Source organism: Streptomyces sp. ICC1 (genome assembly GCF_003287935.1).
GTDB classification, from domain to species: domain Bacteria; phylum Actinomycetota; class Actinomycetes; order Streptomycetales; family Streptomycetaceae; genus Streptomyces; species Streptomyces tritrimontium.
Genome location: NZ_CP030287.1, coordinates 4,157,550 through 4,180,687, shown reverse-complemented (window position 1 = coordinate 4,180,687; position 23,138 = coordinate 4,157,550). Strand labels below are relative to the sequence as shown.

20 protein-coding genes are annotated in these 23,138 nt (G+C 71.3%); 8 read left to right on the top strand and 12 right to left on the bottom strand.

All coding sequences use genetic code 11. From position 1 onward, the window contains the following. The first annotated feature begins 42 nt into the window (after positions 1 to 42). The 7 genes from pflA to DRB96_RS19750 all read left to right on the top strand — a co-directional run bounded on the left by pflA (position 43) and on the right by DRB96_RS19750 (position 7,444). A complete protein-coding gene (gene pflA / locus DRB96_RS19780; RefSeq protein ID WP_112449643.1) occupies positions 43 to 870 on the top strand; it encodes a pyruvate formate-lyase-activating protein in 828 nt (275 codons plus the stop codon). A gap of 83 nt (positions 871 to 953) precedes the next feature. Continuing rightward, complete coding sequence (locus DRB96_RS19775) at positions 954 to 2,048, top strand: MFS transporter (protein ID WP_112449642.1); 1,095 nt, start codon at positions 954 to 956, stop codon at positions 2,046 to 2,048. After that, the gene (locus DRB96_RS19770) at positions 2,045 to 4,375 is read left to right on the top strand and encodes a molybdopterin oxidoreductase family protein (RefSeq protein ID WP_204357779.1); all 2,331 of its coding nucleotides are present in this window, start codon (positions 2,045 to 2,047) and stop codon (positions 4,373 to 4,375) included. Before DRB96_RS19775 ends, DRB96_RS19770 begins: the two co-directional genes overlap by 4 nt. A 6-nt stretch (positions 4,376 to 4,381) precedes the next feature. Further along, a complete protein-coding gene (locus DRB96_RS19765) occupies positions 4,382 to 4,981 on the top strand; it encodes a 4Fe-4S dicluster domain-containing protein (RefSeq protein WP_112449641.1) in 600 nt (199 codons plus the stop codon). Continuing rightward, positions 4,978 to 5,649, top strand: coding sequence for a Rieske (2Fe-2S) protein (locus DRB96_RS19760; RefSeq protein WP_112449640.1), 672 nt, complete (start codon positions 4,978 to 4,980; stop codon positions 5,647 to 5,649). The genes DRB96_RS19765 and DRB96_RS19760 overlap by 4 nt, the downstream gene beginning before the upstream one ends. Beyond that, complete coding sequence (locus DRB96_RS19755; RefSeq protein ID WP_112449639.1) at positions 5,646 to 6,014, top strand: DUF6755 family protein; 369 nt, start codon at positions 5,646 to 5,648, stop codon at positions 6,012 to 6,014. Before DRB96_RS19760 ends, DRB96_RS19755 begins: the two co-directional genes overlap by 4 nt. Positions 6,015 to 6,016: 2 nt before the next feature. Beyond that, the gene (locus DRB96_RS19750; protein ID WP_239516111.1) at positions 6,017 to 7,444 is read left to right on the top strand and encodes a NarK family nitrate/nitrite MFS transporter; all 1,428 of its coding nucleotides are present in this window, start codon (positions 6,017 to 6,019) and stop codon (positions 7,442 to 7,444) included. Positions 7,445 to 7,605: 161 nt separating this feature from the next. Here DRB96_RS19750 and DRB96_RS19745 read toward each other — a convergent pair whose 3' ends face one another. The 12 genes from DRB96_RS19745 to DRB96_RS19690 form a co-directional block, all read right to left on the bottom strand. Then, positions 7,606 to 8,898, bottom strand: coding sequence for an MFS transporter (locus DRB96_RS19745; RefSeq protein ID WP_204357778.1), 1,293 nt, complete (start codon positions 8,896 to 8,898; stop codon positions 7,606 to 7,608). Positions 8,899 to 8,911: 13 nt separating this feature from the next. Further along, a complete protein-coding gene (locus DRB96_RS19740; RefSeq protein WP_112449638.1) occupies positions 8,912 to 10,135 on the bottom strand; it encodes a 3-hydroxybenzoate 6-monooxygenase in 1,224 nt (407 codons plus the stop codon). A gap of 34 nt (positions 10,136 to 10,169) precedes the next feature. Continuing rightward, complete coding sequence (locus DRB96_RS19735) at positions 10,170 to 12,080, bottom strand: anthranilate synthase family protein (RefSeq protein WP_239516240.1); 1,911 nt, start codon at positions 12,078 to 12,080, stop codon at positions 10,170 to 10,172. Beyond that, on the bottom strand, positions 12,077 to 12,742 hold the full coding sequence (locus DRB96_RS19730; RefSeq protein WP_112449637.1) for an isochorismatase family protein: 666 nt from the start codon (positions 12,740 to 12,742) through the stop codon (positions 12,077 to 12,079). The genes DRB96_RS19735 and DRB96_RS19730 overlap by 4 nt, the downstream gene beginning before the upstream one ends. Next, positions 12,742 to 13,512, bottom strand: coding sequence for a 2,3-dihydro-2,3-dihydroxybenzoate dehydrogenase (locus DRB96_RS19725; protein ID WP_112449636.1), 771 nt, complete (start codon positions 13,510 to 13,512; stop codon positions 12,742 to 12,744). Before DRB96_RS19725 ends, DRB96_RS19730 begins: the two co-directional genes overlap by 1 nt. Further along, complete coding sequence (locus DRB96_RS19720) at positions 13,509 to 14,927, bottom strand: FAD-dependent oxidoreductase (protein ID WP_112449635.1); 1,419 nt, start codon at positions 14,925 to 14,927, stop codon at positions 13,509 to 13,511. The genes DRB96_RS19725 and DRB96_RS19720 overlap by 4 nt, the downstream gene beginning before the upstream one ends. Next, positions 14,924 to 16,819, bottom strand: a complete 1,896-nt coding sequence (shc, locus tag DRB96_RS19715) for a squalene--hopene cyclase (protein ID WP_112449634.1) — start codon at positions 16,817 to 16,819, stop codon at positions 14,924 to 14,926. Before shc ends, DRB96_RS19720 begins: the two co-directional genes overlap by 4 nt. Beyond that, positions 16,819 to 17,241 (bottom strand): DUF2834 domain-containing protein, encoded by a 423-nt coding sequence (locus DRB96_RS19710; protein WP_239516819.1) that lies wholly within the window; start codon positions 17,239 to 17,241, stop codon positions 16,819 to 16,821. The genes shc and DRB96_RS19710 overlap by 1 nt, the downstream gene beginning before the upstream one ends. Further along, a complete protein-coding gene (locus DRB96_RS19705; RefSeq protein ID WP_239516239.1) occupies positions 17,231 to 18,796 on the bottom strand; it encodes an NAD(P)/FAD-dependent oxidoreductase in 1,566 nt (521 codons plus the stop codon). The genes DRB96_RS19710 and DRB96_RS19705 overlap by 11 nt, the downstream gene beginning before the upstream one ends. Then, a complete protein-coding gene (locus tag DRB96_RS19700; protein WP_112449633.1) occupies positions 18,793 to 19,689 on the bottom strand; it encodes a 1,4-dihydroxy-2-naphthoate polyprenyltransferase in 897 nt (298 codons plus the stop codon). The genes DRB96_RS19705 and DRB96_RS19700 overlap by 4 nt, the downstream gene beginning before the upstream one ends. Further along, the gene (ubiG, locus tag DRB96_RS19695) at positions 19,683 to 20,405 is read right to left on the bottom strand and encodes a bifunctional 2-polyprenyl-6-hydroxyphenol methylase/3-demethylubiquinol 3-O-methyltransferase UbiG (protein ID WP_112449632.1); all 723 of its coding nucleotides are present in this window, start codon (positions 20,403 to 20,405) and stop codon (positions 19,683 to 19,685) included. The genes DRB96_RS19700 and ubiG overlap by 7 nt, the downstream gene beginning before the upstream one ends. Positions 20,406 to 20,472: 67 nt before the next feature. Then, positions 20,473 to 21,528, bottom strand: a complete 1,056-nt coding sequence (locus DRB96_RS19690) for a polyprenyl synthetase family protein (RefSeq protein WP_112449631.1) — start codon at positions 21,526 to 21,528, stop codon at positions 20,473 to 20,475. 152 nt (positions 21,529 to 21,680) lie between these two features. Here DRB96_RS19690 and DRB96_RS19685 point away from each other — a divergent pair, with 152 nt between their 5' ends. Continuing rightward, positions 21,681 to 23,099 carry a cytochrome P450 gene (locus DRB96_RS19685; RefSeq protein ID WP_112453569.1) on the top strand — a complete coding sequence of 473 codons (1,419 nt, stop codon included), beginning with the start codon at positions 21,681 to 21,683 and terminating at the stop codon, positions 23,097 to 23,099. Positions 23,100 to 23,138 lie beyond the last annotated feature (39 nt).

The window sequence follows — 23,138 nt, the reverse complement described above, 5'->3', positions numbered from 1 at the left end:
CACCAGATCAGTCCACGGAATCTGGAAGCTGGAGCACCTGCCATGACCGTCCTCTTCGGTACGAGCCTTCCCGTCGGCCACGCCAACGCCATCAGCGTCAGCGCCGGCCAGACTCCCGCCGCCGCCGCGACCCAGCGGCCGAGCGAGGGCACGGTGCACTCCTGGGACCTGTCCACCGGGGTCGACGGCCCCGGGACCCGGTTCGTCACCTTCCTGTCCGGCTGCCCGCTGACCTGCCTGTACTGCCATAACCCCGACACCATGCGGATGCGCAACGGCAAGCGCACCTCGGCGGACGACGTCATCGCCGAGGCCCGCAAGTACACCAAGTTCATCGCCGCCTCCGGGGGCGGCGCCACCATCTCCGGCGGTGAGCCGCTGCTCCAGCCCGTCTTCGCGGGCGAGCTGCTGCACCGGATGAAGAACGACCTCGGGCTGCACACCGCCCTGGACACCTCCGGCTTCCTCGGGGCCCGCGCCACCGACGCGCTGCTGCGCGATGTGGACCTGGTCCTGCTGGACATCAAGTCGTGGGACCGCGAGACCTACCGGCACGTCACCGGCCGCCCGCTGGAGCCGACCCTGGACTTCGCCCGCCGCCTCGCCGACCTCGGCAAGGAGGTGCACCTGCGGTTCGTGCTGGTGCCGGGGCTGACCGACGCCAGGGAGAACATCGAGGGCGTCGCCGCCTTCGCGGGCACCCTCGGCAACGTCTCGCGGGTCGACGTACTGCCCTTCCACAAGCTCGGCGAGGGCAAGTGGGAGGCGCTCGACATGAAGTTCACCCTCCACGACACGCCGTCGCCGACCGCCGGGCAGGTCGCCGAGGCGAAGGCGATCTTCGCCGCGCAGGGACTGAACGCGGTCTGAGGCGCCGGGGCCGCCACCCGTACGGCGCACCGATGAGCTCTACATAACGGGCTTAATCGGTACAGACCACCTAGCGTGGTGCTGTGTCCGAGCCCTCAGATGTCATCGACGCCGCGCCGCCCCCACCGGCGCCCGAGACCTCGCCGCCCGCCGGGCGGTCCGTCACCGCACGGGCCACCCTGGCCGGCACCGTCGTCTCGCTCCTCCTCATCATCGCCATCGTGCTCGGAAGCCGGCTGCTGCGGGACTTCGACTCCGCCCTGCTGCCGTACGCCGTCGCCACGGTCTTCCTGGCCTTCGGCGTGGCCTACCGGTACACGGTGTGGGTCTCGGCCCCCGGAGCCCGACGCCTCTTCAAGAAGGGCTTCGGCAGTTTCTTCTCGGCCGACAACTTCCGCAAGGCACCCACCGCCCTGCCGAAGATGATCGCCACCTACCTCGGATTCCAGAAGTTCCTCGGCGCCCGCTCCCGGCCCCGCTGGATCGCCCACCAGCTCATGTTCTGGGGCTGCCTGCTCGCCGCGGCGATCACCTTCCCGCTGACCTGGGGCTGGTTCACCTTCACCGGGGACAGCGCGACGGGACCCGGGTACGAGATGCGGATCTGGGGCATCAAGGTCCTCGGCTTCGACTCGCTGAACATCCTGGGCTGGCTGATGTTCCACGGCCTCGACATCGCCGCCGTCCTCGTCATCCCCGGAGCCTCGTACTTCCTGTGGCGCCGGATGAAGGACCGCGGGGCCATGACCGGCCAGCGCTTCGCCTACGACCTGCTCCCGCTGATCTGCCTGATCGTGATCTCCGTCACCGGTCTGCTGCTGACCTTCTCGTCGATCTTCCTGCACGGCGGCGGATACGAGTTCCTCGCGATCCTGCACATGGTGTCGGTGGTGTTCACCCTCATCTACATCCCGTTCGGGAAGTTCTTCCACATCGTCCAGCGCCCGGCCGCCGTCGGCATGCAGCTCTTCAAGTACACGGCCCGCCAGGACGAGCAGATCTTCCTCTGCAAGCGCTGCGAAGAGCCCATCGACACCGCCCCGTACGTGGAGAACCTGCGCGGCACGATGAAGGACCTGAAGCTCGACTTCGACGCGTGGGCCGAGTACTGCCCGCGCTGCAAGCGCGTCCTGCGCGGCAGCGCCTACCTGACCCACGTCAAGAAGGGGTTCAAGTGACCGCGACGGACCCCGCCAAGGCCGCGTCCCGGCCCGTACCCATCTCCATCGACCCGGCCATCGCCCCGCCCGGCACCCGCAACTTCCGCGACGCCGGCGGCATCCCCGCCGACAAATGGCACGCCGACCAGAACGGCGAGACCCTCGTCCCCACCCACTGCTGCTTCTGCGGCGTGCAGTGCGGCATGTACCTGCGCGTCGACAAGGGCGGCAAGGTCTTCGGCGTCGAGCCCCGCAACCACGACATCAACCGGATGCGGCTGTGCCCCAAGGGCATCAACGCCTACCAGCAGGTCAACCACCCCGACCGGCTGACCGCGCCGCTGATGCGGCGCACGCGGGACGAGGAGTTCAAGGAGTGCTCCTGGGACGAGGCACTCGACTTCACCGTCTCCGAGATCCGCCGCATCCAGGGCGCCCACGGCAACGACGCCTTCGGACTGCTCGGCGGAGCCAGCCTGTACTCCGAGAAGACCTACCTGGTGGGGAAGTTCGGCAGGGTCGCCCTCAAGACCCGCCACGTCGACTACAACGGCCGCCTGTGCATGGTCAGCGCCGCCGGCGCCAACAAGCTCGCCTTCGGCATCGACCGGGCCGCCAACCCCTTCTCCGACATCCTCCTCACCGACTGCCTGCTGATCGCCGGGTCGAACGTGGGGGAGTGCTTCCCCGTGATGACCCAGTACATCTGGGGCGCCCGGGACCGCGGGGCCTCGCTGATCGTGGTCGACCCGCGCGAGACGGCCATCGCCCGCACCGCGGATGTCCACGTCGCCATCAAGCCCGGCACCGACTCGGCCTTCTTCAACGCCGTGCTCAACGTGATCGTCGGCGAGGGCCTGACCGACGAGGCCTACCTCGCCGCGCACACCACCGGCTGGGACGAGGTCAAGAAGACCGTCCAGGACTACCCGCCCGCCCGGTCCGCGGAGATCTGCGGCGTCCCCGCCTCGCAGATCGTCCAGGTCGCCCGGATGTTCGCCGGCGCGGACAAGGCCATGGCCTTCCACGCGCGCGGGGTCGAACACCACTCGCAGGGCGTCGAGAACTGCCTGTCCATCATCAACGTGTGCGTGGCCACCGGAAACCTCGGCAAGCCCGGAGCCGGCTACGGCACCATCACCGGCCAGGGCAACGGCCAGGGCGGCCGCGAACACGGCCAGAAGTCCGACCTCCTGCCCGGAGGCCGCTCCATCATGAACGAGGAGCACCGCCGCCAGATCTGCCAGATCTGGGGCATCGAGGAGTCCGAACTCCCGCTCGCCGGCACCTCCATGATGGAGATGGTCTGGCAGATGCAGCGGAGCGAGATCCGAGGCCTCATCGGCATCTGCAACAACCCCTTCGTCTCGCTCCCCAACTACGCGACGGTCAAGCAGGGCTACGACACCCTCGAGTTCCACGCGCAGTTCGACTTCTTCCTCTCCGAGACCGCGAACAACGCGCACGTGGTCTTCCCCGTCACCGTCTGGGCCGAGGACGAGGGCGTCATGGCCAATACGGAGGCCCGCGTCGTCAAGCACAACAAGGCGCAGGAGCCGCCCGCCGGGGTCCGCACCGACACGTGGGTGATGTGCGAGCTCGCCCGCCGGCTCGGCGTCGGCGACAAGTTCGACTTCCCCGGCTCCCGGGAGGTGTTCGAGGAGCTGCGCATCGCCTCCGCCGGCACGGTCAACGACTACTACGGCATCACCTACGAACGCCTCGAGGAGACCGGCGGGATCATGTGGCCCTGCCCCTCCACCGACCACCCGGGCACGCCCCGGCTGTTCGAGGGCGGCAAGACCTTCCACCCCGACGGGAAGGTCCACATGCAGGTCGTCGAGTGGCACGCGCCGATGGACCCCTACACCGAGGAGTACCCCCTCTCCCTCACCACCGGCCGCACCGTCGCGCACTTCCTCTCCGGCAACCAGACCCGCCGCCTGGGAGCCCTCGTCGAGCAGACCCCCCGCCCCTGGGTGGAGGTCCACCCCTCGCACGGCTTCAGGAACGGCGACCCCGTACGGGTGGTCACCCGCCGGGGCAGCGAGGTGTTCCCGGCGCTGGTCACCGAGGCCATCCGCCCCGACACGGTCTTCATCCCCTACCACTGGCCCGTCCCGACCTCGGCGAACGCCCTGACCATCGACGCCCTCGACCCGCGCTCGAAGATCCCCGAGTACAAGGTCTGCGCGGCGCGCATCGAGGCCGCCGAGCGGGTCGACGAGGTCCCCGCGCCGCCCACCGCACCGGGCCACGAGGCCTATCCGGAGACCCAGGTCTCCCGCACCGACCCCCTGCCCCCCACGTCCCCGCAGGGCCGTGGCACGGCGGAGAGGAGCTGACCCGCCATGATGGGCCGCACGATCTTCATCGACCCGGGTCGCTGCATCGGCTGCCAGGCCTGTGTCTCGGCCTGCCGCGAGTGCGATTCGCACCGCGGCAAGTCCATGATCCACCTGGACTACACCGACCCCGGCATGTCCGTCGCCTCCCTCCCGAGCGTCTGCATGCACTGCGAGGACCCGGTCGCACCCTGCGCCGAGGTCTGTCCCGCCGACGCGATCCTGGTGACCGCCGACGGAGTGGTCCAGCAGGCCGACACCACCCGCTGCATCGGCTGCTCCAACTGCGTCAACGCCTGCCCCTTCGGCATTCCGAAGATCGACCTCCAGGCGAAGCTGCAGATGAAGTGCAACCTCTGCTACGACCGCACCGCCTACGGCCTCGCCCCCATGTGCGCGACCGTCTGCCCGACCGGCGCCCTCTTCTACGGAACCCTCGAAGAGCTCCAGGCGGAGCGCCCCGGGGTGCAAGTCGCCGACTCCTTCGTCTTCGGCGACGTCGTCGTCCAGACCGGCGTGGCCATGGTCGTGCCCGCCGACAAGGTCCAGTGGCCCGTCCCCGGCGGCCTGCCCGTCGTAGAGGTGAATGGAGTGGACGTGCGATGAGCGTCACCGAACAGCCCCCTCCGTACCCGGGTCAGGGCCAGGACGACGGCGCGGCCGCCGACGCCGCGGTCGAGCAGCTGCGCGACCGGATCAGCGCCGACTCCCTCACCACCCGCCGCGACTACCTGCGGATCGTCGCCACCGTCTCCGGCGGCCTGGCCATCGGCGGTGTCGGCGTCGCCGCTGGCATCCTGCACCGGCACGGCGACAGCGAGTCCCTGCCCGCGCCCAAGAAGGTCAGCGACGCGCTCGCCCCCGGCCAGTCCGTGGCCTTCCGCTTCCCCGGCGAGGACGACCGGGCCCTGGCCGTGCGGCTCGGGGACGGCTCCCTGGTGGGCTACTCCGCCGTCTGCACCCACCTGGCCTGCGGCGTGCTGTGGCGCGAGGACCGGGGCGCCGACGGCGAGCTGTACTGCCCGTGCCACGAAGGCGTCTTCGACGCCCGCACCGGCGAGGTGACGGCTGGCCCGCCGCCGCGCCCGCTGCCCAGGATCTTCCTGACCGAGCAGGCCGACGGCAGCGTCTGGGCCGTCGCCACCGCCCGGTCGGGAGAGCCGGCCAAGGACGCGCTCTGCCGGCAGTTCGGCGAGGACCATCCGCTGGAATCAGCCAGTGTGCGCTGCCCCGGGGCGGGCCGCCCCGGAGCCCCCGAAAGGAGGCCCACATGAGCGAGGCGCCGCTGCCTCCCCGCCCGGAGTACCACCCGGGCAGTGCCGAGCCCCGGCTCAACCGCCCGGTGCGCGAGAGGTACCCCCAGATCCGCTCCACCAGCGGGTACGGGGACCCCCGGATCCGGCACACCGGCCCGGGCCCCGGAGCCGGCACCGAGCAGGAGCCCGAGCGCTCCTCGAGGCTCAACGCGCGGCTGGTCCTGGCCCTCACGGTCGTGATCGGCCAGCTCTGGGCGCTCACCGTGACCGTCAACGAGTGGATGAAGGGAAACACCGGCACGGCCTGGTGGGGAGCGGGATTCCTGATCCTGTCCTTCCTCGCCGTGATCGGACTGTGGCTCCTCGACCCGAAGGACCGGTAACCATGTCGATACCCACGCCCACCCCGCCCAAGGTGCGCTCGCACCGCGCGGAGAGCTACAAGCCGGGGGCCACCATCGCCGACTGGCGGCCCGAGGACGAGGGGTTCTGGCAGTCCACCGGGCACCGGGTGGCCCAGCGCAACCTCTGGGTCTCCATCCCGGCCCTGATGCTCGGCTTCGTGGTCTGGCAGGTCTGGTCGGTGACCGTGGTCAAGCTGAACGACGTCGGCTTCGGCTTCTCGAAGTCCCAGTTGTTCTGGCTGACCGCCATCCCCGGTGTCACCGGCGGCACCTTCCGGATCCTGTACACCTTCATCGGGCCGATCTTCGGCGAGCGGAAGTTCACCGCGTTCAGCACGATCATCCTGGTCGTGCCGATGCTGTGGCTGGGCTTCGCGCTCCAGGACTCCGGCACGCCCTACTGGGAGCTGGCGCTGATCGCGGCCGTCTGCGGCATCGGCGGCGCGAACTTCGCCTCCTCGATGGCGAACATCGGCTTCTTCTTCCCCAAGCGGGAGAAGGGCAGTGCCAACGGCCTCAACGGCGGCCTCGGCAACCTCGGCGTGAGCGTGGTCCAGCTGGTCGCCCCGCTGGTGGTGACCGCTGCCATCCTGGGCGCCCCGGCGGGCGGCCCGCAGCACGACGGGAAGAAGAACACCGACATCTGGCTGCAGAACGGCGCCTTCCTGTGGGTGCCGCTGCTGGTCATCATGGCCCTGCTCGCGTGGTTCCTGATGAACGACCTCAAGGTGGCCGCGGCCCCCTTCAGCCAGCAGAAGATCATCTTCAAGCGCAAGCACAACTGGCTGATGACCTGGCTCTACGTCGGCACCTTCGGGTCCTTCATCGGCTTCGCGGCCGGCCTGCCCCTGCTGATCAAGAACAACTTCGAGGCGCAGGGCTACCAGGCGACCACCTACGCCTGGATCGGCCCGTTCATCGGGGCGCTCACGCGCTGGGGCGGCGGCTGGCTCTCGGACAAGATCGGCGGAGCCAGGGTCACCATCCTGTCCTTCATCGGCATGGCGGCGGCCCTGGTCGTGGTGATCTTCGCGCTGCCGTCCGGCGGCCAGGAGGGCGACTTCTGGCCCTTCTACATCGGCTTCCTGGTGGCCTTCGCCTTCTCCGGCCTGGGCAACGGCTCCACCTTCCGGCAGATCCCGGTGATCTTCCGGGACCAGCACATGAAGCAGGCCGAGGGCATGGGACCCGAGGCGCAGGCCGCGGCGCTGAAGCAGTCGGAGATGGAGGCGGGCGCCGTCACCGGCTTCTCCTCGGCCATCGCCGCCTACGGCTTCTTCTTCATCCCCGCGATGTTCGCGGCCATGGCCGTCACCAACGCGCTGTGGATCTTCATCGGCTTCTATGCCACTTGCCTGGTGGTGTGCTGGTGGTTCTACGCCCGCAAGGGCGCCGAGGCTCCCAGCTAGTGCTGTGACCGGAAAGGTTCACCGGGTCGCGGCGCCCGGCACGGCACCTCGCCGCGTTGTCGGACCACCGAAGTACGTCCAGTACAAGCGGCGGCCCTCCGCCTTGCGATGCACCGCACCGGACGGGGGAACGCCGGGAGGGGCCGCGGGCCGCCGTGGGGTCAGCCCGTGCTCGCGCGGGTCTTGTGCTCCTCACCCGGACGGTCCCGGGGGTCCTGGCCGGGCTCCTGCGGCCGGGGCTCGTCGGAGAGGTACGGGCGGTACGCCGCGGACACGAAGACCAGGACGACGGTCACGGCCAGCGAGGCGAGCCCGCCGCCCCAGAGGACGACCCGCACCCCCCAGTGGTCGGCGATCCAGCCGCAGATCAGGGCGCCGACCGGGGTGGAGCCCTGGAAGATGAGGAAGTACAGCGCCATCACCCGGCCCCGGTACTGCGGGTCGCTCCCCAACTGGATCCGGTGGTTGGCGGCCTGGGCGAAGTAGGCGGCCGCGAACCCGGTGGCCCCCAGCAGGGCCAGCGCCGCGGCGTAGCCGGTCACCAGGCCGGCGGCGGTCTCCACGGCGGCGAAGGCGAGGGCCGCGCCGAGGACGAGCCGGTGCGAGGGCCTGCCGCTGCGGCCGGCGGTCACGAAGGCCGCGGCCAGCGAGCCGGCGGCCAGCGCGGTGGTCAGCATCCCGAACGAGGCCGAGCCGGTGTGGAACACCGTCTTGGCCAGCAGCGGCAGGACCAGCTGGAAGTTGAAGCCCAGCAGTCCGATGCAGGCGACGAGGACCAGCGGCAGGACGAGGTCCGGGCGGCCCGCGAGGTAGCGCAGCCCGTCGGACACCTTGGCGTCGTGCGCCCGGACCTCGGGGCGCTGGAGCTCGTGCGGGCGCATGACCAGCAGCGCGGTGACCGTGGCCACGTAGCTGACCGCGTTGAGCAGCACCACGGACACCACCCCGAAGCCGCTGATCGCCACGCCCGCGATCGCCGGCCCCGCGATGCGGGCCACGTTGAAGTACGCGGCGCTCATGGCGGAGGCGTTGGGCAGCAGGTCGGGGCCGACCATCTCGCTCACGAAGGACATGCGGGCCGGGGTCTCGACGGCGTTGACCGTGCCGAGGGCCAGGGCGAAGACGTAGACGTGCCACAGCCGCTCGGCGCCGGAGAGCAGCAGGAGTCCCATCAGCAGGGCCAGGGTGCCCGCCGCGATGTTGGCCAGGACCAGCAGGGCGCGCTTGTCGTACCGGTCGGCGAGCCGTCCCGCGTAGAGGCTGCACAGCAGGACCGGGGCGAACTGCAGCGCGGTCACCAGGCCGAGCGTCTGCGCCGAGTCGCCGGACATCGACAGGACCAGCCAGTCCTGGGCGACGAACATCATCGAGCCGCAGGTGACCGAGAGCACCTGCCCGAGGGTGAAATAGCGGAAATTGCGGACGGACAGGGACCGGAAGGAATGTCTCACCATGAGACCTTCTCGCCTACGGCGGTCGAACGCCGCTCAAGGCGGGCACGGCACGCGGTGCGGTCCCCGTCAGGCGGTGGCCGTGCAGCCAGGACACCTTCTCGTACAGGTCCTCCTCGGTCAGGGACCGCAGCATCGCGTTGCGCGCCCGCGCGGCCGCGCCCGCGGGGTGGTAGAGCCGCGTGCCCATCTCGCGGGCCACCAGCTGGGCGCGCGCGGTCCGCTCGCGCCGCCGCCCGTTGTACCGCTCCAGGCTCCGTGCTATGTCCTCGCCGGCGGTGTCCGCGAGTACCTCGCCCAGGACCACGGCGTCCTCCAGGGCCTGGCAGGCGCCCTGGGCGGCGTACTGGAGCATCGGGTGGGCGGCGTCGCCCATCAGGGCGACCCGGCCGTCCGTCCAGACGTCGACCGGATCGCGGTCGCAGAGCACCCACTCCCGCCAGTCCTCGCCCAGTTCCAGCAGGCGCCGGCCGGTCGGGCCGAGCTCCCGGAAGCGCTCCAGCACGGTGGCGCGGCGCGCCGGGCGTCCCGCCACGGGCTCGACGGCGCCGTCGTCGAGGGTCGCGGCGAGGTTGAGGTGCTTGCCGCCGCCGATAAGGTAGTGCACGAAGTGCCAGTCGGGGCCCGCCCACAGGGTCACGGCGTTCCACCTCAGGTCCCCCGGCACCTTCGCGATCGGTATCACCGACCGGTAGATGGTGTGGCCGCTGACCCGGGGCGGGCCGTCGCCGGCCAGTTGGGCGCGGACGGCCGAGCGGATGCCGTCGGCTCCGATGAGCAGGTCGCCCGTGAACGTGCGGCCGTCCGCGCCGGAGACGGTGACCCGCTCCCCGTCCTGCGCGTACCCCCGTACGCCGGCCCCGGCGACGAGCTCGACGCCGTCGGCCGCACGGCACGCCGAGAGCAGCGGGTGGTGGAGGTCGCCGCGCGCGACCACGGCGTACGGGTTGGCGAACCGGCGGCGGTAGCGCCCGGTGAGCGGCATGGCGGCGACCTTCTCGCCCGTCGTGCCGTCCATGAAGCGCAGTTCGTCGGTGAACACCGCCCGGTCGCGCACCTCCTGGCCGACGCCCAGGAGGTCCAGGGCGTGGAAGGCGTTCGGGCCGAGCTGGATGCCCGCGCCGATCTCGGCGAAGCCGTCCGCGCGCTCCAGGACCGTGACGCGGTGCCCGCGCCGGGCCAGGGAGAGGGCGGTGGCCAGGCCGCCTATGCCGCCTCCGGCGACGAGTGCGTGAGCCATGGCGCGCTGGGTGTCCCTTCTCTCCGGTCGACTGTCACCCGCACCGCCCCATCACCTCCGTGATCAGCGAGCCGATGATCCGCGGGCCGTCCTGGGTGAGGACGGACTCCGCGTGGAACTGCATCGAGGCGAAGTGCGGGCCGAGCAGGGCGTGCACCTCGCCGGTCTCCGGGTCCCTGCTCACGGCGGTGCGGCCGAAGGCGGGGTGCTCGATGACGTCGCTGTCGGAGCGGGCCGCGAACGTGTTGTAGAAGCCGACCCGTTCGCGCCGGCCGAACAGGTCGATCTCGTGCTGTACGCCCTGGTTCGGGGACGGGCGGCGGGCCAGGCCGAGCCCGAGCCGGGCGCTCAGCACCTGGTGGCTCAGGCACACCGACAGGAAGGGGCGTCCTTCGTCCAGCAGCCGGGACACCGCCGACCAGAGGTGGGCGATCTTCGGGCGCAGCAGCTGCCGGGGGTCGCCGGGCCCCGGGCCGAGCACCACGAGGTCGTACGCCGCGGTGTCGTACTCCTCGTCGAAGCGCCGTACGGTCACTTCGAGCCCCAGCGAGCGGATCTGGTGGGCGAGCATCACCGTGAAGGTGTCCTCGGCGTCGACCACGAGCGCACGGAGCCCGGCCGGTTCGGCCGCCGGGGCGGTCCTGCCGTCCGGCTCGTCCAGCCAGAATCCGGAGACGAGCTCGTTGCGCGCCGCCAGGGCGGAGCGGACGTCGGGATGGCCGGCGAAGCGGGTGGGCGCGGGCTCGGCGAGCGCGGCGAGCAGCCCGGACACCTTGGCGCGCGTCTCGCGGGCCTCGGACTCGGGATCGGAGTGCCGCACGAGCGTGGCGCCGACGCCGATCCGCAGCCGGCCGTCCGCCGAGATGTCGGCGGTGCGGATCAGGATGGAGGAGTCCAGGGTCCGGCCGCCGGAGGCGTCGCGCCCGATGAGGGCGGCCGCGCCGCTGTAGTAGCCGCGCCCGCAGTGCTCGTGGCGCTTGATGACCTTGGCGGCGTTCTCGAGCGGCGATCCGGTCACCGTCGGGGCGAACATCGTCTCCCGCAGGATGTCGCGGACGTCGCGGTCGGTGTGGCCCTTGATGAGGTATTCGGTGTGCGCGAGGCGTGCCATCTCCTTGAGGTGGGGGCCGACGAGCCGTGCGCCGGAGGGGCAGACGCGGACCATCATCTTCAGTTCCTCGTCCACCACCATGTACAGCTCGTCGGTCTCCTTGCGGTCCGTCAGGAAGGACATCAGCCCGTCGAGGGTGGGGCCGCCCTCGGGGTAGCAGTACGTGCCGCTGACGGGGTTCATGACGGCCGTGCCGCCCCGCACGCTGATGTGCCGCTCGGGGGTGGCGCCCACGAGCACGCGGTCGCCCGTGTGGACGAGGAAGGTCCAGTAGGCGCCGGTCTCCCGTTCCAGCAGCCGGCGGAAGAAGGACAGGGCTCCGCTCGGGGAGAAGCCGGGGAGCCATGCCGTGAACGTCCGCTTGATCACGAAGTTCGCGCCCTCGCCGGTGCCGATCTCGTCGGCGATCACGCGGCGCACGATGTCCGCGTACTCCTCGTCCGGGATGTCGAAGGCGTCCTGGTCGACCTTGACCGGCTCGTTCGGCAGCCTGCGCAGGGCCTCGGAGAGCGGCAGCGCCTGCTGCTCGGTGACCGTCATCGCGATCAGCGGCTCGCCGTCGTCGTGGGCCTCGAACCCGCGCTCGGTGATCTGCCGGTAGGGCAGCAGGGCGAGCAGTTCGTGCCCGGCCCCCGGGGCCGAGGTGTCGGGGAGCGGCAGGTCGGCGAGCGTGCGGTGGGCGGACGTCTCGCCGAGCAGCACCTCCAGGGTGTCCGGGGAGGTGGCCTCCGGCCGGTACAGGAGGGCGAAGGCGGGCGCGGTCCCCTCCAGTACGCGTGCCAGCAGGTCCGGGGCTTCGAACGGGCCGGCCCCGGCCCGGATCGCGGCGCTCACCGTACGCCCTGCGCCGCGGGCGCGGCCGTCAGGGACTCGCACAGGGCGGCCGTGGTGACGACGGCGGCGCACCGCTGCGCCGCGTACTCCAGGGCGAGGCGGTGGTGGTCGGCGGAGAAGTCGGCGACGGCGTCGGCCGCCAGGAACGGCTGGATGTCGTGGGTGAAGGCGTCCACCGCCGTCATCAGCACGCCGACGTGGGCGTAGACGCCGCAGAGGACGAGCTGGTCGCGTCCCTCGGCGCGCATGCGCTCCAGCAGATCGGTGCGGAAGAACGCGCTGTAGCGCCACTTGGTGAGCAGCCAGTCTCCGGCCGCCGGTTCGAGGGCTTCGACGACCCGGCGGTGTTCGGGCGCCGTCCGCATGCCGGGTCCCCAGAAGTCCACGAGCAGGCCGCGCTGCTCGGGCGTCATCCCGCCGGGCTGGGCGGTGTAGGCGACGGGGACGCCGAGTTCGGCGCAGTGCCGGCGCAGCCGGGCCGCGTTGTGGACGAGGGGGGCTCCGGGTGAGGAGTCCGGCGGGAAGGGTTCGAGGAAGTACTCCTGCATGTCGTGGACGAGGAGTACGGCGCGCCGCGGGTCGGCCCGCCAGTCCACGAGGACCGGGGGGAGCTCTCCGGGCAGCGGCATCGGGTAGGGGGCTATGGAAGGCAGTCCGGCCATCAGTACACCTGCGCTCCGAGGGTCGCCCCTCCGTCGACGGTGAGGTCGTGCATGGTGATGTGTCCGGCTTCCTCGGACAGCAGGAAGCGGACGGCGTGCGCGACGTCCTGGGGGCTCGCCACCTTGCCCAGCGGAATGCCCACCCGGTACGCGGCGTGGTCCCCGGCGACGGACGCGGCGGCCGCGTCCCCGCCGGAGTGCATGCCGTGCAGCATCGGGGTGTCCGTGGAGCCGGGGGCGACGAGGTTGCAGCGGATTCCGTACTGCGCGACCTCCAGGCCGAGGCACTTGGTGAAGGCGCTCGCCGCCGCCTTGGAGGCGGCGTACGCGGCCATGGCCCCCCGGGCGATGCTCGCCGCGTTCGATCCGACGGTGACGATGGCGCCCTGGCGGCGCGGGATCATGCGGTTGACGACCGACCGGGACATGAAGAAGACGCCGTTGGTGTTGACCGCGAAGGTGCTGTGCCAGTCCCGGTCGGTCAGCGCCCTCGATTCGGCCAGGAGGAGCACTCCGGCCGCGTTCACCAGGTAGCCGATGGGACCCGCGACCCGCTCCACTTCCGCCACCACCGCCTCGGCCTCGGCGGAGGAGGTGACATCGGCCGGATGGGCCCATACGGGCAGCCCGTCGGCGGTGAGCTCGTCGACGACGGCGGACAGCCGGCCGGGGTCGAGGTCCACGGCGGCCACGGTGATGCCCCGTTCCGCGAGCAGCCGCGCCACCGCGGCGCCGATCCCGCCGGCCGCGCCGGTCACGACGGCGATCACGGCCGGCCTCCCCGGGTGCGCCCGGCCAGCAGCCGGATGCCCGCCGCGAACGGGGCGAGCGCCACGCGCAGTGCCCGGGCGAGCACCGGGCTGATCCCGCCGATCCGCTCGATCCGCACGGGCGGCGCGTCGGGGCGCAGGGCCCGGCGCACCGACTCGGCGGCCGCCAGTCCGGAGCGCACGGCGCCCTCCATGCCCGCGACTCCGGGCGGGCCCGCGCAGAAGTCGCCGGCGACGTGCAGGTTGGCGAGCGCGGTCGAACTCGCCGGCCGGAGCCGGTCGGAGCCGGGTCCGGGCGCGAAGAACGGCACCTTGTGGTGCGGTTGGTAGCAGACGTGCTCGATGTCGTCCCAGGTGAGGACCGGCACGTAAGTCATGAGCTCCTCCACGAGGATCTTGACCGCCTCGTCCTCGGACAGGTCCGCGAGCCGTGACACGCGGCCGACCACGCAGTTGAGGAGACTGGTCTCGTGGCCCTCCCAGACCTGGCCGACGTCGATGAGCGTGATCGCGTGGGGCGATTCGACGAGCCGGATGTGTTCCGCGGGCATGCCCGGCAGGCGCCTGCGCAGGTAGATGTGCAGCGCCCCCAGCGGGCGCGATACCAACTCCTCGACACCGTGCGGTGGTTGGAGCGCGCCCGTGACGGCCGGGCCGAGTCCGGAGAGCCGGCCGTGCGGGAGCGCGAGCACCACGTGGCCGTCGACGTCCTCGGTCACGGCGGCGCCGTCGCCGTCGCGGACGGTGAGGGTGTCCAGGCGGCCGCCGTCCACGGAGACTTGCAGGAGTTCCGTGCCGGTGACGATCTCGACGCCGGCCTCCTCCAGCCGCTTGCGGAAGGGGCCGATGAACCACTGCTGGAGGTCTCCCCTGGGCATGCGCACCTTGCCGGGGTGGCGTGCGAAGGCGGCGATGCTGCCCCGGAAGCTCGCCGCCGACACGGACCGGCTCTCCGCGGCGCTGGAGGCGACGAAGAGGTGCTCCACGTCGGCGATCGCCGCCTGCGTCAGGTACCAGCGGCTGTGCAGGAACCGGTGGAGCGATTCGTCGCGGGCCCCGTACTTCTGGGCGAGCAGGTCGATCACCCCGTAGAAGAAGAGCAGTTGGTCGGCGACGGGGGTGACCGCCGACCGGAAGGAGGGGAACTCGCCCGGCACCAGCTGGTGCAGGCTCCCGGTCTCGCGCAGGTTCCCCGCGATGCCCAGTTCCCCGACGAGCTTCAGGGTGTTGAGGTACCAGGCGGGGAAGATGTGCACCCCGTGGTCCTCGACCCGGCCGTCGATCACCCGTGATCCGGCCATCCCGCCGAGCTCCGGGGAGGCTTCGATCAGCCGTACCGGAATCCCGTACCGGCGGATGGCCCAGGCCGCCGTCATTCCGGCGAGGCCTCCACCGACCACCGTCACGCCGGTCATCGCTCCTCCGAACCGTCGGTGCGGGCCAGGTACGCCGACATGGCCATCACGGGGTAGATCAGGCGCAGCAGGCTGTCGCGCCAGTACAGGCCGTCGTGGTGCACGACCCAGGTGTGCCAGGGTTCGGCCCAGTCGCCGTCCTCCTGCTGGGTGCGGACCAGGAACTCGAGGCCCGCGCGGACCTCTTCGCTGTCGGCGCGGCCGGCGGCGATGAGCGCGAGGAGCGCCCAGCCCGTCTGCGAGGGGGTGCTCGCGCCGTTCCCGATCCAGGCCGGGTCGTGCAGGGCGCGGATGTCCTCGCCCCAGCCGCCGTCGTCCTGCTGGTGCGCGACGATCCACTCGCAGGCCCGGGCCACGGCCGGGTCGGTGCCCGGGATCCCGCACGCGGTGAGCCCGGTGACGGCCGCGCTCGTGCCGTGCAGGTGGTAGCAGGCCCACCAGCCGGGCCACGATCCGTCGGCGTGCTGGTTCTCGCGCAGCCACTCGATGCCGCGCAGGGCGGCGGGGGTGCGGGCCTGGCCGTCGGAGCCCAGGGCTTCCAGGACGTGCCCGGTGACGTCGGCCGAGGGCGCCTCGAGGAATCCGATGGCGGCCAGCTTGTCGCGTCCGGGCAGCTTCCAGCGCAGCGGTTCGAAGGCGGCCCAGCCGCCGTCGTCGCACTGCTGGGACTCCATCCACCGGCCGGCCCGCTCGCACGCCTCGTCGACGGCCGCGTCGCTGCCGCGCGGGTGGAACCGGCGCAGCGCGGCCACCGCGAAGGCGGTGTCGTCGGCGTCGGGGTTGGCGTTGTTGGTGAACTCGTACGGCCATCCGCCGGCGACCGGGTCCTTGGTCAGCACGGCCCAGTCGCCGAGCTCCGTGACCTGGTTGGCGAGCAGCCAGCGGACCGCGGGTTCGGCGGCGGACTTCGTGTCGGGGCCGCCGGCGGCCGCGGTCGCGTGCAGGCCGAGGGCGGTGTCCATGACCACCGAGGTCCACATCTCGACCCGGCGGTGGCCGTCCTTCTCGACGACGTACCGGTCGAGGCCCTCCATCGCGGCCTTGACGACCGGGTGGTCCTGTCCGAAGCCGACCGCGTCCAGTCCCATGACGACGTTCGCGGTCTGCGGCCAGTTGCCGCCCCAGCTGCCGTCCGTTTCCTGGGTGCGCACGAGCCAGTCCGCGGCCTTGCGGACGGCCCGGCGGCGCAGGAAGCCGATCGGGTGGCGGGCGTACCAGTGGGTGAGGGTCGTCCCGATGCGCAGGGCGGCGGGCCTGGGGAGCCTGCGCCGGGCGCTGGGCTTGGCGAACAGTTCGGCGATGTCGAAGCCGGCGGGGACCACCGGCCGGTCGGCCATGAACAGGCTGTTGGCGACGACGATGCCGCGGGCGGCGGCGCCGAACTGGTAGATGTTGCCGGGGAACCTGCTGGGCAGCAGGACGATCTCCGCCGGGATCAGCGGGATGTCGCGCCACGGCCAGAGCCCGATCAGGGCCAGCCAGGCCAGCATGAGGAGGTTGTCGACGCCCTCGATGCCGCCGCCTGCCCGGATCGACCCGGCGGCCGCGCGCATCTCCGGTTCGTCCGGGTCGTGGCCGGCGAGCCGCAGCGCGACGTAGCAGAAGATGGAGAGCAGGAGCTCGTCGGGCCCCTGGTAGTAGGACGCCCATCCGCCCGTGGCGGTCTGCTCGCTGAGGATCGTGCTCGCCGCGGCGGCGGCCGTGCCGTCGTCGGGCAGCCGCAGGAAGTGCCGCAGGATGACCTCGCCGGATTCGCCGATGAGGCTGGTCTCGAAGTCGCCCTTCCAATGGCCGGCCGGGTCCTGGCGCTCCCGGAGCGTACGGGCGGCCAGGGCCAGTGAACGGTCGACGCTCGCGGTGAGCGCGATGGCCTCGGTGGCCTCGGTGGTCATCACTGCATCCCTCTCGTCAATTCGTGGGAGGCCGCGGGGACGGGGCTCGGTCCCCCGCCGCGCGCGGCCGCGATCTTGAGCTGGCGGACGTACATGAAGGCGGTGAAGCTCGCGCACAGCGCCAGCGCCGGGGCGCCGATGATGTACGCCCACACGTGGCGGATGCCGTGCCGCCGGGCCTCGACGACCATGAAGCCCGCCAGCGCCGCCCAGATGAGGAACAGGTCGGCGTAGATGAACCGGGCCGCCGGGTTCGTCAGCGCGTCGCGCATGAAGGTGCGGATGACGCCGAAGACGCCGTCGTGGATGTTGTCCACCACGAAGTCGACGGCCAGCGCCCCCATGACCAGGGAGCCGGCCACGGAGAAGATCCCGTAGAACAGGCACAGCTCGCGGTCCCTGCCGCGCACCTCAGCGAGCATCCGCACGTCGGCCTCCGGAGCTGTGGTCGTACCGGTAGTGGTCGAGGTCGAAGTGCCGGGCCCGCCAGGCGGCCTCGTACCGCGTGGCCGGCCGGACGGCCGGCGCGTCCCCGCGCTCGTCGAGGTAGTAGGTGTTCGCGCGCCGGCAGCTCTCGTCGAGGAACACGGTGCCCGGCTGCCTGCGCAGCGTCCTGCGGAAGGACTTGTCGTGCTCCTCCGGCCGGACGGAGGCCTCCGTGGCCCGCCGCCGGCGGGCCTCGCCGATCACCCGCAGGGCGTGGGTGACCTGGTAGTCGATCATTCCGAACCAGGATCCGCCGGTGAACGAGTACGGCCCGACGATGAACCAGAGGTTCGGGAAGCCCTTCACCGAACTGCCCTCGTACGTCTGGAAGCGCTCGGTCCGCCAGAACTCCCTCAGCTCCCGGTTCGCGGGGCCGTGCACCGGGAAGGGCGGCAGGTTCTCCAGGACGTGGAAGCCCGTGGCGAGCACGAGTACGTCGAGCAGCTGCTCCTCGCCGTCCGCCGTGTGGATGCCGGTCTCGGTGATCCGCTCGATGCGTTCGGTGACGAGTTCGACGTTGTCCCGGGTGAAGGCGCGCCAGTAGCCCTTGCCGAACGACGGCCGCTTGCAGCCCAGTTTGTAGGCGGGGGTGAGCTTCCTGATCAGCTCGGGATCGCCGCCCACCTCCCGGCGCAGATGGCGCCGGGACAGCGCTTCCCCGGCCTTCACCAGGAAGGGGAACCGGCGGTGGTAGATCATGGCGATCACGAAGCTGAGCTCCGTCACCGTGTCCGTGAACAGCCGGACCAGGCGCTGCGTCCACGGGGCCGACCGGAACAGTCGGCTGACGGCGGCCGGCATCGCGAAGTCCGGTTTCGGGAACACCCAGATGGGGGTGCGCTGGTAGACGTGGAGCCGCTCCACGTCGGGGGCGATCTCCGGGACGAGCTGCACGGACGAGGCGCCGGTGCCGATCAGCCCGACGTTGCGGCCGCTGAGCTCCAGGGAGTGGTCCCAGCGCGCCGTGTGCACGACCTCGCCCTTGAAGGTGTCGAGTCCCTCGATGTCGGGCGCCTTGGGCTTGGTGAGCCAGCCGGTGGCGCAGATGACGAACCGTCCGGTGGTCGCGGTGCCGTCCGCCAGGAAGACGGTCCACACGTGCGCGGCCCCGTCGTACTCGGCGCGCACGACCCTCGCGTTCAGCCGCAGGTGGCCGCCCAGCCCGTACTTGCGCACGCAGTGCCGGGCGTACGCCTTCAGTTCCGCGCCGGGAGGGAACGCCCGGGTCCATGACGGGGAGGGCTCGAAGGCGAAGGAGTAGGAGAAGGCGGTGATGTCCACGGCGATGCCGGGGTACTGGTTGGCGTGCCAGCTGCCGCCGATGTCGTCCTGCTCGTCCAGGACCACGAAGTCCTCGATGCCGGCCTTGCGCAGGCCGATCGCCGTGCCGATTCCGGAGAACCCGGCGCCGATGACCAGCACTTCGTGGTCCGGGGCCACCGCGGCCCCGGGGGTGTCCGGCGTCCGCGGGGTCCCGCTCCGGCCGGTCACAGGACCAGTCCGGTCGCCAGCAGGGCCCCGTACACGAGGAGCAGTACGCAGGTCTGCTCCAGCGCCGCTATCAGATCGCTGCCGCGCGCCCCGCCGAGCACCCGCCGCAGCGGGAGGACGGCGGACGGGGCGGCGGCGAGCAGGAGCAGCAGCCAGGGCCGGGCGGTCGCCAGGAGCAGTCCGGACGCGAAGGCGGCGGCGACGCACAGGGCGTAGTACACGCGGGTGCGTCCGTCGCCCAGCCGCACCGCGAGGGTGATCTTCCCCGCGGCGGTGTCGGTCGGGATGTCGCGGAGGTTGTTCGTGGTCAGCAGCGCGACGGCGAGCAGGCCGATGGGTACCGACGCGCCGAGGGCGAGCAGGGGCACCCGGCCGAGCTGGATGAATGCGGTGGCGCACACGGCGATGACCCCGTGGAAGAGGAAGATGCTGACGTCCCCCAGTCCCAGGTAGCCGTAGGGCCGGGACCCGCCGGTGTAGAACCAGCCGCCGACCGCGCAGAGCGCGGCCAGCGCGAGCAGCCACCAGGAGATCGTCACCGCCATGACCGCGCCGGCCAGGACCGCGACGCCGTACAGGGCGAGCCCCATGCGCAGGACCTGGCGCGGCGAGGCCCGCCCCGATCCCACCAGGCGGACGGGGCCCACCCGTTCGTCGTCGGCCCCCCGCACCCCGTCGCTGTAGTCGTTGAAGAAGTTCGTGCCCAGGACGAAGCCCAGGCCGAAGAGCAGGGTCAGGGCGGCGCGCCACCAGCTGAAGTGGCCCTGCGAGCGGGCGACCGCCCATCCCACCACGATCGGCGCCAGCGTCACCGGCAGGGTCTTGAGCCGGGCGCCGACCACCCAGGTGCGCACGGCGCCGCGGACCGGCGGCCGCTGATCCGTCGTCACCATGTGGGGCCCGCCTTGGTGCCCGCCCCGAGGAAGAGAACGCCGGTGGACCGGACGGGAACCATGCGGACCCCTTCGCGGCGCCGGGCCAGGTAGCCGATCCCGTCGCGGAAGCTCGGGCGCAGGCCGTGCAGCTCGAGCTCCACCCCGTGCGCCCGCGCGGCCTTCACCAGGCGCTCGCGGTTGACGAAGAGGCGGTGGTCGTGGGTGCCGCGGGCCGGCCTGCCCGGCAGGGGCAGGTTCTCGGCGAGGGTGATGGAGACCAGCCGCGCGATTCTGGTGTCGGCGATGGTGTCGACGACCAGTGTTCCGCCCGGGCGCAGGACCCGGCACAGCTCCGCCACCACCCCGTAGGGATCCGGTACGTGTTCGAGGCACTGACCCGCCGTGACGACGTCGAACGACTCGTCGGGGAAGGGGAGTTCGGAGATGTCGGTGCGGACCACCTCGTCGAAGCCGTGGCGCAGCGCCTCTTCGAGGGACTTGGCCGAGAGGTCGACGCCGACCAGGCGGTAGCCCTTGCCGGCCACGTGGGGGCCGAACAGGCCGCCCCCGCAGCCGACATCGAGCAGTCGGGCCTGCTCGCGCGCGGCGGGCGGGATGTGCTCGGCGCGGGCGCGAGCGATCCAGCCGAGCGGTGCTAGCGGTCCTCTAGGGTCCCACCACTGGTCGGCGAGACCATCGTAATCGCTGATGAAATCGGTTCGGAGCCCTGACACGACAACCCTCCGGGATCGACCCAGCCGGGACCGGCTGAGCGTGGACACCACTTGCGGCGCGATCGGTTCACACCGTCTCGACGAGCGCTTCCTGAGCGGGGTGCTGGGACGCGAGCCCGTCGACCAGGTCGCGCAGACACTTGCGTACGAGAGGAGCCCGGTGCGCGAAGGACGGATGGGACTCCAGCGCGTCCAGGGCCTGGGCCATGTAGCGCTGCGCCACGTCGGCCGCCCGGCCGATCGAACCGGACTCGTGCATGGCGTCGATGATCGCCTGGCACTGCGCCGGGGAAATCGGCTGCTCGCGCAATACCGGAAGAATGCGCTCCGGGGAATCCCTTACGGCGTAGATCACCGGAAGGGTGTACACGCCGTTGAGAACGTCCCTTCCGGGCTGCTTTCCCGTTTCCTGGCTGCAGATGTCCAGGATGTCGTCCCAGATCTGGAATGCCATTCCGAGATTGTGTCCGAAATTCTCCAGCACTTCTTGGGACGCGATGTCCCCGCCGGCCTGGGACGCCCCCATGAGCGAGGCCGTCCGGATCAGGCGCGCGGTCTTTCCGGAAATCGAGGTGAGGTATTCCTCTTCGGTGCGCAGGGAGTCGAAGAGCTGGGTGGTCTCCAGCATCTGGCCCACGCACAGGTCGATCAGGGTCTCCGCCATCGTCATCATGCGGGACGCGCCGAGGGAGGCCGCGGCCTGCATGCAGCGCGCGAGGAGGTAGTCCCCGGTCAGCAGCGCGATGGCGCCGCCGTACTTGGCGTTCGAGGTGGGCCTACCACGCCTGACCTGCGCTTCGTCGATCAGATCATCGTGGAACAGGGTGGCGATGTGCAGGATCTCGACGATGGCCGCCCCGTCGATCACGCGCTGGGGCGTGACCCGGGCCGGCTCGCCCTCGAGGAGGTACGAGGACAGGAGCACGAGCGTGGGCCGCAGCAGCCGGCCCGTCTGCTCCACGGCGTACATGATCGGTTCGTGGATCCTCTGGTGCGGCGGCACGGCGAGCGAGTAGAGACTTTCCCTGACCCGCTCCAGGTCGCCTTTGAGCCGTTCTTGAATCTGAACGAGTCCGCCGTCGGTCGGAAATTCACTTCCGAGCAGGGCCGATATCTCCTTCATTGACGGTTCCTTCCCCCGAGACCTCCATGCCGTCTTTCAGGCGAAGAGGACCGGCAAGTCTCACGAAGGGTCTAGGTTGCCTCGAGTGCGGTGCAACCCTGCATGAGACATTAGGAGGAAGGATTGAGAACGAGTAGAGAATGGATGGCGACATGAAAAGTGACACGGAAAGCATTCCGTCGGTACCGAAGGCACCCGGTGCGACGCCCGTCCTCGGGCACCTGCCCGCGCTCCTGCGGGCACCGCTGGCCTTCCTGCGGGGCCTGCCCGCTCATGGTCCGCTGGTGGAGATCCGGCTCGGCCGCAAGCCGATCGTCGTGGTGTGCGATCCCGAACTGACCCGTTCGTTCCTGGTCCAGGACCGCGTCTTCGACAAGGGCGGACCGCTCTTCGACCGGCTGCGCGAGGCGGGCGGACAGGGGCTGGCCACGTGCCCGAGCGGGGAGCACCGGCGCCAGCGCCGGCTCATACAACCGGCCTTCCACCAGGCCCGGTTCCCCGGCTACGCCGGCATCATGACCGAGCGGCTGGACGCCATCCTCGGCGGCTGGCGCGACGGCCAGACCCTCGACCTGAGCGTGGAGATCCGCAAGATCGCCGCCGACGTGGTCATCGCCGCAGTCTTCGGCACCCGCCTGGAGCGGGGCATCCACACCCGTCTGGCCACTGACTTCGACATCCTCCTGTCGGGCTTCACCCGGCACAGCCTCCTGCCGAAGCCGCTGCGCAAGGTGCCCACGCCCGGCAACGTCCGCTACGACCAGGCCACCAAGCGCGTGCGCGAGACCATGACCTCCCTCGTCGCCGAGCACCGCGAACGCGGCGCCACCGACGAGACGAACCTGCTGTCCATGCTCATCTCGGCCCGCGACCCGGAGAGCGACTCCCCCGCCCTGTCGGACGAGGAACTCGTGGACCAGGCCGTGACCATGTACTCGGCCGGCACGGAGACGACGGCGGGCTCGGTGGGCTGGGCCCTGTACCTGGCCGCCGTGCACCCGGAGGTCCTCGGACGGCTGACGGAGGAGATCGACACGGTGCTCGGGGGCCGCACCGCGACCTGGGAGGACCTTCCGCGACTGACGTACACGCGGCAGGTGTTGAACGAGGCCCTGCGCATGTACCCGCCCGGCTGGTTCCTGACCCGGCAGGTGATGTCGGACGCCAAGCTGGGCCCGTACTCCGTGGCGGAGGGGACGACCATGGCCTACAGCCCGTACCTCATCAGCCATCTGCCGTCGCTCTACCCCGACCCGGAGCGCTTCGACCCCGACCGCTGGATCCAGACCGGCCGCCAGCCGAAGGTGCCCGTCACCGTGTTCGGCGGCGGTGCCCGCAAGTGCATCGGCGACGAGTTCTCGCTCATCGAGGGCGTCCTGCTGCTGGCTTCCCTGCTCAGCCACTGGAAGGTCGATCTCCACCCCGGCAGCCTGACCCTCCCGCGGCTGCCGCAGCTCACGCTGAACCCGGGCAGGATGGTGGCCACGATCACCGCACGCGCGCCGCGCTGCCCGTACGCGAACCAGCCGGAGCCGGAGCCGGCCCGGGCGGCGGGCAGCCCGGACGTGTGACGCCGGCCCGTCTCCCCGGGGCCGCGTCCCGGGGAGACC

Coding starts and splice junctions, on each gene's coding strand:
- DRB96_RS19745 (WP_204357778.1), bottom strand. CDS start 8,898: ATGGTGAGACATTCCTTCCGGTCCCTGTCCGTCCGCAATTTCCGCTAT.
- DRB96_RS19690 (WP_112449631.1), bottom strand. CDS start 21,528: ATGAAGGAGATATCGGCCCTGCTCGGAAGTGAATTTCCGACCGACGGC.
- shc (WP_112449634.1), bottom strand. CDS start 16,819: ATGACCACCGAGGCCACCGAGGCCATCGCGCTCACCGCGAGCGTCGAC.
- DRB96_RS19685 (WP_112453569.1), top strand. CDS start 21,681: ATGAAAAGTGACACGGAAAGCATTCCGTCGGTACCGAAGGCACCCGGT.
- DRB96_RS19740 (WP_112449638.1), bottom strand. CDS start 10,135: ATGGCTCACGCACTCGTCGCCGGAGGCGGCATAGGCGGCCTGGCCACC.
- pflA (WP_112449643.1), top strand. CDS start 43: ATGACCGTCCTCTTCGGTACGAGCCTTCCCGTCGGCCACGCCAACGCC.
- DRB96_RS19755 (WP_112449639.1), top strand. CDS start 5,646: ATGAGCGAGGCGCCGCTGCCTCCCCGCCCGGAGTACCACCCGGGCAGT.
- DRB96_RS19710 (WP_239516819.1), bottom strand. CDS start 17,241: ATGCTCGCTGAGGTGCGCGGCAGGGACCGCGAGCTGTGCCTGTTCTAC.
- DRB96_RS19765 (WP_112449641.1), top strand. CDS start 4,382: ATGATGGGCCGCACGATCTTCATCGACCCGGGTCGCTGCATCGGCTGC.
- DRB96_RS19720 (WP_112449635.1), bottom strand. CDS start 14,927: ATGACCGGCGTGACGGTGGTCGGTGGAGGCCTCGCCGGAATGACGGCG.
- DRB96_RS19700 (WP_112449633.1), bottom strand. CDS start 19,689: ATGGTGACGACGGATCAGCGGCCGCCGGTCCGCGGCGCCGTGCGCACC.
- DRB96_RS19750 (WP_239516111.1), top strand. CDS start 6,017: ATGTCGATACCCACGCCCACCCCGCCCAAGGTGCGCTCGCACCGCGCG.
- DRB96_RS19730 (WP_112449637.1), bottom strand. CDS start 12,742: ATGGCCGGACTGCCTTCCATAGCCCCCTACCCGATGCCGCTGCCCGGA.
- DRB96_RS19760 (WP_112449640.1), top strand. CDS start 4,978: ATGAGCGTCACCGAACAGCCCCCTCCGTACCCGGGTCAGGGCCAGGAC.